Source organism: Dokdonia sp. LLG6352-1 (assembly GCF_045055815.1).
In the GTDB taxonomy this organism is placed as follows: Bacteria; Bacteroidota; Bacteroidia; order Flavobacteriales; family Flavobacteriaceae; genus Dokdonia; species Dokdonia donghaensis.
This window is the reverse complement of sequence record NZ_CP159329.1, coordinates 2,726,785-2,737,238: the sequence shown is the minus strand read 5'-3', so window position 1 is coordinate 2,737,238 and position 10,454 is coordinate 2,726,785. Positions and strand designations below refer to the sequence as shown.

Sequence of the window (10,454 nt, the reverse complement as noted above, 5' to 3'; positions counted from 1 at the left end):
ACAAAATAATAATATGTCTCAACAAAAAATCTGGCTTTCATCGCCACATATGGGAGGTACAGAGCGTAACTTCGTAACAGAAGCCTTTGATACTAACTGGGTTGCTCCACTTGGACCTAATGTTAATGGTTTTGAAAATGACCTGCAATTATATCAGGGTCAGGATACTCACGTTGCTGCCTTAAGCTCAGGAACTGCAGCAATTCACCTTGCATTAATACAATGTGGTGTTGAGGCAGGAGACGAGGTTATTTGCCAGTCATTTACCTTTTGTGGTAGTATTAATCCTATAAAATATTTGGGAGCAAAGCCTGTACTTGTAGACAGTGAGTCTACAACCTGGAATATGTGCCCTATTCATCTAGAAGAAGCCATAAAACATAGAATCAAGCAGGGTAAAAAACCTAAGGCAATTGTTGCCGTACATCTTTATGGTATGCCCTACCAGGTAGACTTAATAAACAAGGTTGCTAGTAAATATGATATACCTGTAGTTGAAGATAGTGCAGAGGCTCTGGGTTCTACCTACAAAGGCCAAAAGTGCGGTACATTTGGTCGCTTTGGTATATTATCATTTAATGGCAATAAGATTATCACTACAAGTGGTGGTGGGGCAATGGTTTGTCATTCCCAAGAAGACAAAAAACAAACTGTTTTTCTTGCTACGCAGGCTCGTGACGAAGCTGCGCATTATGAACATACTACTATAGGTTACAACTATAGGTTGAGTAATATTTCTGCAGGTATTGGTCGTGGTCAAATGGAAGTGCTTGATAGGCACATTGGATTACGAAGAAAGATGCACGAATTTTATATAGAGCAATTCAAGAATATAGAAGGAGTTTCTGTCTTTTCAGAGCCTTCATCAGATTATTTTAGTAATCACTGGCTTTCGGCAATTTTAATTAATCCATCAAAGACTAATGGAATTACTAGAGAAGATTTGCGCCACGCTTTCGCGAAAGCGGATATAGAATCAAGACCGCTGTGGAAACCAATGCACCTGCAACCTATTTTTAAAGATGCTCCTTATTATGGGTCAGGTATAGCCGAAGAACTATTTGAAACTGGATTATGCCTTCCTTCTGGATCAAACTTAACAAATGATGATAGAGAACGAATTCAAAAAGTTATATTTGAATTATTCAAAAGCGCTTAATAAATGTTAACTAGATTAAAAGCGGCCATAGGTAGATTATTTTCAGATGACAATAAGCTAGATATACGTAATGTACGTTATCTACCTAGATGGGCCGTCTTATTTATAGATACTTTGCTAATTTTAGTATCAGCCCTTCTTACGTATTTTTTACTATTAGATTTACATATTCAGCCGCTCGATGTAATAACAAATGGGCAGCAGTTGAGTCTTGTAATAGGGGTTAGTTTTGTTTTCTTATTAGTTTTCAAAACTTACGCTGGCCTCATTAGGCATTCTTCATTTATGGATGCTATGAAGCTTATGTTTGCGACTATAGCTACATTTTCTTTATTAATGGTCCTTAATCTAATATTACAAGAGTTCTATAGTTTAAAGATTTTTATAAATACAGGCCTTATACTTTTTTCATTTATTTCTTTTACAGCTTTATTTAGTTTTAGACTTGCGGTAAAACAATTATACGAGCGTTTTAAAATTGCTCAAAAGAATGAAGAAATAATAAATGCCGTAATTATAGGAGTTGATGATGGTGCAATATCTGTAGCTGCAGCATTAGATATCGAGCATCCACAGCGTTTTATAATCAAGGGTTTTATCTCAAAAAGACAGAATAAGAGTTTAAGAATTCTTGACAAACCTGTACTAGAGCTTGATAATAGCATTCAGCATTTAGTACAAAAACTCAAAGCAGAAGCAATTGTCTTTGCAGGTAATTCTATGACTGCCGAAGAACGATTTTCTATTGTTAAAGAGTGTTTAGAACACGATATTAAAGTATTTAATTCACCTCTGGTTATAAACTGGAGTGAAACAACGACAGTTACTGATCAATTAAAAAGTCTTCAAATTGAAGATCTATTGAATAGAGACCCAATAGAATTAAATGATAATGTAAAGTCGGGTAAGATAAAAGGGAAGACTATTCTTGTAACGGGAGGAGCAGGATCAATAGGTAGTGAAATAGCAAGGCAAGTGGCATCCTATAACCCCAAAAGACTTATTGTACTAGACCAAGCAGAAACTCCTTTACATTCACTTAGCTTAGAATTGCAAAATTCCTTTCCTAAAGTCGATTTTGAGTTTGTTATATGTGATGTCGCCAACAGAAATAGGTTAAGAATTCTTTTTGATACTTTTAAGATTGATATTATTTATCACGCTGCGGCTTACAAGCACGTACCCCTAATGGAAAATAATCCATCTGAGGCCATATTGACAAACGTTTACGGTACAAAAAACCTAGCAGATATTGCGGCTAAATATAAGGTTAGTCACTTTGTGATGGTTAGTACAGATAAGGCTGTAAACCCCACTAACGTGATGGGAGCAACAAAAAGAGCAGCAGAAATGTATGTGCAGTCTAAATTTTTTGATTTACAAGATAAAGGGAAAAAGAGGTACACTAAATTTATTACAACTAGGTTTGGTAATGTATTAGGATCTAATGGTTCTGTTGTTCCATTATTTAAAAAACAAATAGAAAGTGGTGGACCTGTTACAATTACACACCCCGATATTATTCGTTACTTTATGACTATTCCAGAAGCCTGTCAACTAGTCTTAGAGGCTGGAACAATGGGTGAAGGTGGCGAGATTTTTATTTTTGATATGGGAGAACCGGTTAGAATTATGGATCTTGCTGAAAAAATGATAAAACTCTCTGGCTATACGGTTAATGAAGATATAGAGATTAAAATCACAGGTCTTAGGCCTGGAGAAAAATTATATGAAGAATTGTTAAGTGATGAAAGCAAGACATTGCCTACTCATCACGAGAAAATTATGATTAGCCAAGATTCTACTAGTAATTTTGATGACATAAGTACAACGATAAATAAAATTGTTAAGGCCGCGATAAAAAATAATAATGCTATAAGTGTATCAAAATTGAAATCTTTAGTTCCTGAATTTAAAAGCAAAAATTCTGAGTACGAAATTTTAGATATTGAGGTTGATAATGATACTTCTTTTATAAAGACAGAAAAACAATTGTCTAAAGAGGGATAGTGTAGTATTTTTGCAGTCAAATTTATAAGTATGTCAATCAAATTTTTGAGCAGAATTACTGCTCTTGTTCTTTTATTCAGTTTAGTATGTACTTCGTGTATTTCAAAAAGAGAGGTTTTATATTTTCAAGATATAGAAGCCTTAAATAATCAAACGGATAACACTAATTACAATACGATAATAAGACCTGATGATTTGCTATCCATTACTGTTTCGTCACAAGATCCAGAATCTGTTGCCATCTTTAATCCTGTGGCGGGTGTTTCAGCAGGTTTAAGAACCACAAATGACCGGCTTGGTACATATTTGGTTGATTCTACTGGAAACATAGAATTTCCGTTCATAGGGAGGCTACAAATAGCGAATAAAACTAGGGTAGAAGCAATAGCTTTGCTTAAAGGTGAGATTAATAAATATGCAAAAGAGGCCGTTGTAGATATTCGTATTCTAAATTTTTCAATTTCAGTTTTAGGAGAAGTACAACGTCCAGGAACGTTCACAATTCCTAATGAAAGGATAACAGTTCTGGAAGCATTAGGCCTTGCAGGGGATATGACCATATTTGGTGAACGTAAAACTGTGAAAATAATAAGAGAAGAAAATGGAGTAAAAAGTTATGGAGAACTTGATTTTACAAGTATTGATATGGTTAATTCACCCTTTTATTACTTACAACAGAATGATGTGGTAATTGTATCCCCAAATAAAGCGCAAGTTCAAAGTGGTGCATTTAATCGTAACTCTACAATTTTTATTTCAATTGCAGGTATTGTTATATCTGTACTTACTATTCTTACTCGATAATACAACATAATGTCAGAACTTAGAACATCTATAAAAGAGGAAGATTTTAATCTTAAAGAATTAATTGCACCTTATGTCCGTTTTTTACCTTGGTTTATTTTATCGGCATTAGTTTTTTTATCGTTGGCATTTCTCTATATAAGATATAGCACCTATGTATATCAGAGTGAGGCAACTATTTTAATAAAGGACACTAATAATGGTTCTCTTTCCGAGCTCGCTGCATTTGAAGATTTAGGACTTGGAGGAGCAGGACTGAGTAAGTCTGATTTTGAAAATGAAATCGAAATATTAAAATCTAAACGACTCATATCAGAAGTTGTTAGGGATTTGAATTTGAATGTTAAGTATTACAGGGAAGGTAATGTTAAATCCTCAGAGGTCTTTTTAGAAACACCTTGTACAGTAACTGTGGTTTCTTTAAAAGATTCATCTCCATATTTTCTTAAGTCTCTTTATATAAAGCCAATTTCAGTTAAAGAATTCATCATAAAAGATAGTGAAGATGCTCAAGAGAGTACTTATAGTTTTGGTGATATATTGAATTTGGATTTCGGAGAACTAGTAGTTAATTCAACAACTATCCGTTCTAGAAGAAGTGATAAAAAGGGATTTAATGACTTTATACTTGTGAGTATATCTAGTGTTTCACAAGCAGTAATAGATTTAAAAAATAATCTTAATATTGAAGCAGCCAATAAGAATAGCAGTGTTCTAAAGATATCTTTTAATTCTTCTGCACCAAACAAGTCCGAGGCTATACTAAATACGCTTATAGATGTCTATAATAATGATGCTATACAGGATCGTAATCTAGTATCGGCCAATACTGCTAAATTTATTGATAGAAGATTAGAAATCATTACAAGTGAATTAGATTCGGTAGAGACAAAAAACGTAAACTTTAGAGAAGATAAAAATGTAACTGACATCGCTACTGAAGGACAATTGTTTTTGCAAAGTAAGACAGAACTTGAGCGTAAACGACTAGAGGTTTCAACAAAAATTGGTCTAGCTAGTGCTATGAATGAACTTTTGCAAAATGGTTCTGATAATGAGTTGTTACCAGTAAACTTAGGTCTGTCTGGTGATGGTCTTGCCACATCAATACAAGAATATAATAATTTGATTTTAGAAAAGGAACGTTTATTAAAAAGCTCCACATCTGCAAACCCTGTTATAATTACTTTAGATAATCAATTAAAGCAGTTACGATCGAGTATAACTTCTAGTTTAGACAATGTTAAGACTTCTCTAGAAATAGAAGATAGAGACTTAAGAAGACTAAGTGGTTCTATAGGTGGTAAAATTGCTGCTATACCAAGTCTCACTAAAGCTGCTAGAGATATAATGAGACAGCAAGAGATTAAGGAGGCCTTATATTTATATTTGCTTCAAAAAAGGGAAGAAACTGCAATTTCTCTAGCCGTAACAACACCAAAGGCAAAAATTGTTGATAGAGCATATAGTTTAAGGCAGCCTATATCTCCTAAACCTAAAATTGTTTATTTGGGTGCTTTGGTTTTAGGCTTATTAATTCCTTTCGGTATAGTGTACGTAAAAACACTATTAGATACTAAAATTCATAACCGCCTTGATATTGAGAAAGCACTGCCAGAACTTGCAATTTTAGGGGAGGTACCTACTATAGATAGTAAGGAGAGTGAAACTATTACGAGCAATGATAGATCAGTACTTGCTGAGGCGTTTAGAATTTTAAGAACAAACTTAGGTTACTTTATTAAAAGTTCATCTAGTGTTAACGGAAATACTATTTTTGTTACATCCACTATTAAGGGAGAAGGTAAAACATTTGTTGCTTACAATCTTGCGTTATCGCTAGCTACAACAGGAAAAAAGGTTCTTTTAGTGGGAGCGGATATAAGGAACCCGCAACTTCACAGATACATAGATAAAAATATATGGACTATTGGATTATCAGAATATCTTTTTGATGATACAGTAGATGTAGATTCCATAACCTTTGAGGTCAAAAATCAAAGTGATAAACTAGATTTAATCTTATCAGGTAGAATACCGCCTAACCCGGCAGAACTTCTTATGAATGGACGCTTTGAAACTTTAATCAGTGAGGTTAAGGATGACTATGATTATGTAGTGGTAGACACAGCTCCAACATTACTTGTGACGGATACATTACTTATAAGTCAAAATGCAGATATGACAGTATATGTGAGTAGAGCAGATTATACAGAGAAAAAATTATTAGAGTACCCAAAAGAGCTTTACAGGGACGGTAAGCTTAAAAATATTGCATTTGCAATAAATGGTATTAAAATCAATAATTTTGGTTATGGTAGTAAATATGGTTACGGTTACGGCTATGGTCAGACTAAAAAATCTTTATTTAAAAGACTAAAAGATAGATTAGGTTTATCTTAATTACTACTAGTTTATTATAAAATAGCCTCTCAATTCTGAGAGGCTATTTTTATAATATTTCATTTCTAGTAAAATCACATATGGTCTGTAAATTTTCTTGATACTTCTTTGGAATTTTAAAGCTCTCTACTTTCTCTAAGTGATCTATGCGATGGGTATCTGTACCTATATAATCGTACAAGTTTTCAGAAAGTAATTTGAAGGCAATTTTTTGTACTCCCTCCCCATAATGTGGTGTAAGTGATAAGGCGTTAAGTTGTAACAAACAACCCTTTTGTTTAAATTCTTGATAAATGTCAAAGCGCTTGTGATAATAAGCATAACGTTCAGGATGGGCCATAACAGGTATATAACCTAAAGTTCCTATTTTGTAAATAATTTCAAAAAGGTTTTCTGGAGGTTGGAAAAAAGACATTTCTACAAGCACATACTTGTCATAAAGAGGTATAATATTACCCTCTTCTAGAAGTTTACTAAAATTTTCGTCTAGCATATACTCAGAAGAATAACTCAAAGCTATGTCCTGTTTGTCACTTATACTTTCATATGCACTTTTAATAATCTCTGGCGTATTATCATAAATACCCGCCATAGTATGCGGTGTAGCTATAATTTTTGTACAACCTAAAGCTGCATATTTTTTCAAAAGCTCCTCACTTTGATCGGGAGTCTTTGCACCATCATCTATCCCAGGTAAAACGTGACAATGCATTTCAGGAGTTCCAGACCAGATCTCAAGAAATGATATTTTATTATTAAATAGTCCAAACATAGCGTAAAAATACCTTAATTATTTTAGAAACTCGTACCTTCATCTTATGATAAGAAGCACAATTATAATCATTCTAATATCTTTCCTAAATCTATCGCTTTTTGCCCAAAATAACTTAGATTTTGACGCGACTTTTAGTGCTCGTAGTTTTATACATTCAGACAGATTACCATTTTGGTTACATACTAATACCCAAGGTTTACTTAGCGAGAATAGTGATTATGGCGTTTCCGCTTTCGCGAAAGCGGAATATAAACTAGCAAAAAAATATAAGCTTAGTCTTGGAGTAGGGGGATACTTTGCTGATGGATTTGAGAATAGTATTAGAAGAAGTGATCTCTTTCTAGAGTATGAGAATAGCTTAATTAGGGTAATAGTAGGTTCTAAAAGTTTACCAGAGTCAGAATTATCAAATTCTGTTATTAATAATAACATTCTTTTTACTGGAAATGCGCGCGCGCTTCCTGGTTTATTTCTTTCAAATAACAAACCTATAAAGCTTTTTAAAAATATTTCATTTGATACAGAGATAGCTCATTATCAATTTAATGACGATCGTTCGGTTGATAATGCAAGATTGCATTATAAGAAACTTGGATTAAATTGGCGTATTCAGGATAGGTCATCATTACACGTTTCTTTGCGACATTACGTACAGTGGGCGGGTAGGCAGAGTGATGGCACAAAATTACCCAGTGATTTTAATGCATTTATTAGAACATTTACAGGAGCCAATGGAGGAGATATTGATAATGATAATGAAGCTATTAATGCTCTAGGAAATCACCTAGGAACTTATGAGTTAGCATATCTCGGCACATATAAAAACATAAACTTTAAATTGTATCACAATACTTTATTTGAAGATCGATCTGGTCGTGAACTTAATAATTTTCCAGATGGTGTGTGGGGAGTAAGTGTATTTCCAAAAGCTTCATCTTTTATAGAAAATTTTACGTACGAATATATCCAAACCATATCACAGAGTGGTAGTCCCACAGCAACCGAGGGTCTTAATCAACAGAGTGGTGGTGATAATTATTTTAGAAATGGTATATATAGGTCTGGCTGGACCTATAATGGGGTTATATTGGGATTACCTTTAATTAACCCATTTGGTAATACTACAACTCCAGCAAGTAATAGAGTTATTGCTCACCACTTGGGAATGTCTGGTACTATCTATAAGGTTAATTATAAGGTAAAAGGGACTTATCAAGAAAGCTTAGGTACATATGCTGCACCTATTTATCCAAGACAGCGTTTAGTCTATACATCAGGAGAACTTACCTTACCAACGAAGGAGTTCGGCTCATTTACTCTATATGGAGGGGCAGATTTTATAAATAACTTTGAGAATACCTATGCCGTAGGGCTTGGTTATAATTTTTCATTTGATTGATAGTACTTCTATTAATCAAAATACGCTCATAAAAATAATCTTATAAGCGTATTCTACCTACCTTCTAACCACTTCAAAAAGATCTGTGCGTCTGTCACGTAAATTCTTTACTGCGCCAAATTGATTTAGTTCTTTTAGTAAATCTAGGTCAACATCGGCTATTAATATCATCTCTGTATTTGGTGTTGCCTCTGCTTTTATGCCATTGGTAGGGAAGGAGAAGTCACAAGGAGTAAAAACCATAGATTGTGCAAACTGTATATCCATATTTTCTACATTAGGTAAGTTACCTACACTACCAGCAATTGCTACATAACATTCATTTTCTATAGCTCTTGCTTGTGAGCAGTGGCGCACTCTTGAATATCCATTTTGTGTATCTGTAAGAAAGGGAACAAATAGTATATCCATTCCTTCATTTGCTAGTAGTCTACTTAACTCTGGAAACTCAGAATCATAGCATATTAATATTCCTATTTTTCCACAATCTGTATCATATGTTTTAAGTTCAGTACCACCTTGCATACCCCATACTTTGGCCTCGTCTGGAGTAACGTGTAGTTTTTCATAACGCTCTGTACTGCCATCACGTCTACATAGATAACCTACATTGTATAAGCGTCCATCGCGTATCTCGGGCATACTACCGGCTATAATATTGATATTATAGGTTATTGCAAATTCTGAAAATTGCTGAACTATAGCTTCCGTATGCCTTGCAAGTTTTCTTATTGCATCTGACGTTTTGAGATGATTATCTTTTGCCATAAGGGGAGCATTAAAAAACTCAGGAAATAACACGAAGTCAGATCTGTAACCAGCAACAGCATCTATAAAATATTCTGCTTGGTTAAGTAACTCCTCTAAGCTATTGTAAGGCCGCATTTGCCACTGTATGAGCCCTAAACGAACATTTGATTTTTTTGTAGCTGCTTTTCTAGATGGTTTTTTATAGTAAATGTTATCCCATTCCATCAGTATAGCAAACTCTCCAGATGCTTTATCTCCTTCTAGATACCCTCTCATAACTTTTGCTGGGTGAAAGTCATTAGAGATTTGAAAGTTTAGTACTGGGTCATTAATTTCTTTGCGCTTGACTTTTTCAATATATTCTTTAGGTTTCAGGTCTTCTGCATAAAGATTGTAATTGGGCATTCTACCGCCAAAGGTGATACCTTTTAAGTTAAGTTCTTCACATAGCTCTTTGCGATAATCGTAGAGCCTTCTACCTAAGCGTAGACCTCTATAAGTCGGTTTGATAAATACATCTATACCATAAAGAACATCTCCGTCATCTGAGTGGGTAGAAAATGTATAGTTACCAGTAATATCTCTATACGTGTGATCATCTTCAAAATCATCATAGTTGACAATGATAGATAGTGCACAGCCGGCAATTTGGCCATTAATTTTTATGACCGCTTGTCCCTTTGGAAACTTTTTAATCAATGTTGATATATGTTTCTCTTCCCAGTATGAATCTGGCATATTTGTATATGCAGATATCATAGCCGTTTTAAGTTCTTGATAGTCATTGAGCTCAAGATACTTGAGCTCAATGTGTTGTATATCTCCAGTTTTCATTATTCTTTTATATCCTCGTCTGTGTCAAAAGGATCTTGTACAGCTGTGGAGTCATTATCTTGGTATGACTCGTAATCATCTTCATCATATTGTTCCATCACACGTTCTAGTTTTGCACTTATTTTTACTAGGTACTTTGTGTCTTCTGTTATAATTTCAATACACTTTACTAGTTCATCTTTTACGTTTCTAAAACGTATGATATCACTATCATCATAACCGTAAGGATACTTCTCGACCACTAGGGCAAGTATCTCAGGAGTTAACTTCTTAAAGTCTACGATTACTCTATTGAGGTTTGGATTATTTGAGCTTTTCAT

8 protein-coding genes are annotated in these 10,454 nt (G+C 34.1%); 5 read left to right on the top strand and 3 right to left on the bottom strand.

All coding sequences use genetic code 11. The annotated features are described in order from the left end of the window. Nucleotides 1–13 precede the first annotated feature (13 nt). The 4 genes from ABVM49_RS12240 to ABVM49_RS12225 are packed head-to-tail and all read left to right on the top strand — an operon-like array spanning nt 14 to nt 6,376. A complete protein-coding gene (locus tag ABVM49_RS12240) occupies nt 14–1,159 on the top strand; it encodes a DegT/DnrJ/EryC1/StrS family aminotransferase (protein ID WP_405202180.1) in 1,146 nt (381 codons plus the stop codon). A 3-nt stretch (nt 1,160–1,162) separates the two neighbouring features. Further along, the gene (locus ABVM49_RS12235) at nt 1,163–3,169 is read left to right on the top strand and encodes an SDR family NAD(P)-dependent oxidoreductase (RefSeq protein ID WP_405202179.1); all 2,007 of its coding nucleotides are present in this window, start codon (nt 1,163–1,165) and stop codon (nt 3,167–3,169) included. Nucleotides 3,170–3,199: 30 nt separating this feature from the next. Beyond that, nucleotides 3,200–3,973 carry a polysaccharide biosynthesis/export family protein gene (locus ABVM49_RS12230; RefSeq protein WP_405202178.1) on the top strand — a complete coding sequence of 258 codons (774 nt, stop codon included), beginning with the start codon at nt 3,200–3,202 and terminating at the stop codon, nt 3,971–3,973. A gap of 9 nt (nt 3,974–3,982) precedes the next feature. Next, nucleotides 3,983–6,376, top strand: coding sequence for a GumC family protein (locus ABVM49_RS12225; protein ID WP_405202177.1), 2,394 nt, complete (start codon nt 3,983–3,985; stop codon nt 6,374–6,376). 49 nt (nt 6,377–6,425) lie between these two features. Here ABVM49_RS12225 and ABVM49_RS12220 read toward each other — a convergent pair whose 3' ends face one another. Further along, entirely contained in the window at nt 6,426–7,148 is a 723-nt protein-coding gene (locus ABVM49_RS12220) for a tyrosine-protein phosphatase (protein WP_405202176.1), read from the bottom strand. Nucleotides 7,149–7,194: 46 nt separating this feature from the next. Here ABVM49_RS12220 and ABVM49_RS12215 point away from each other — a divergent pair, with 46 nt between their 5' ends. Continuing rightward, on the top strand, nt 7,195–8,550 hold the full coding sequence (locus ABVM49_RS12215; RefSeq protein WP_405202175.1) for a capsule assembly Wzi family protein: 1,356 nt from the start codon (nt 7,195–7,197) through the stop codon (nt 8,548–8,550). Between the two features lie 57 nt (nt 8,551–8,607). Here ABVM49_RS12215 and ABVM49_RS12210 read toward each other — a convergent pair whose 3' ends face one another. Together ABVM49_RS12210 and ABVM49_RS12205 are read right to left on the bottom strand one after the other, a co-directional pair. Then, a complete protein-coding gene (locus ABVM49_RS12210) occupies nt 8,608–10,134 on the bottom strand; it encodes a GNAT family N-acetyltransferase (RefSeq protein WP_405202173.1) in 1,527 nt (508 codons plus the stop codon). After that, complete coding sequence (locus ABVM49_RS12205) at nt 10,134–10,454, bottom strand: hypothetical protein (RefSeq protein ID WP_405202172.1); 321 nt, start codon at nt 10,452–10,454, stop codon at nt 10,134–10,136. The genes ABVM49_RS12210 and ABVM49_RS12205 overlap by 1 nt, the downstream gene beginning before the upstream one ends.

Coding starts and splice junctions, on each gene's coding strand:
- ABVM49_RS12210 (WP_405202173.1), bottom strand. CDS start 10,134: ATGAAAACTGGAGATATACAACACATTGAGCTCAAGTATCTTGAGCTC.
- ABVM49_RS12240 (WP_405202180.1), top strand. CDS start 14: ATGTCTCAACAAAAAATCTGGCTTTCATCGCCACATATGGGAGGTACA.
- ABVM49_RS12230 (WP_405202178.1), top strand. CDS start 3,200: ATGTCAATCAAATTTTTGAGCAGAATTACTGCTCTTGTTCTTTTATTC.
- ABVM49_RS12205 (WP_405202172.1), bottom strand. CDS start 10,454: ATGAAAAGCTCAAATAATCCAAACCTCAATAGAGTAATCGTAGACTTT.
- ABVM49_RS12235 (WP_405202179.1), top strand. CDS start 1,163: ATGTTAACTAGATTAAAAGCGGCCATAGGTAGATTATTTTCAGATGAC.
- ABVM49_RS12225 (WP_405202177.1), top strand. CDS start 3,983: ATGTCAGAACTTAGAACATCTATAAAAGAGGAAGATTTTAATCTTAAA.
- ABVM49_RS12220 (WP_405202176.1), bottom strand. CDS start 7,148: ATGTTTGGACTATTTAATAATAAAATATCATTTCTTGAGATCTGGTCT.
- ABVM49_RS12215 (WP_405202175.1), top strand. CDS start 7,195: ATGATAAGAAGCACAATTATAATCATTCTAATATCTTTCCTAAATCTA.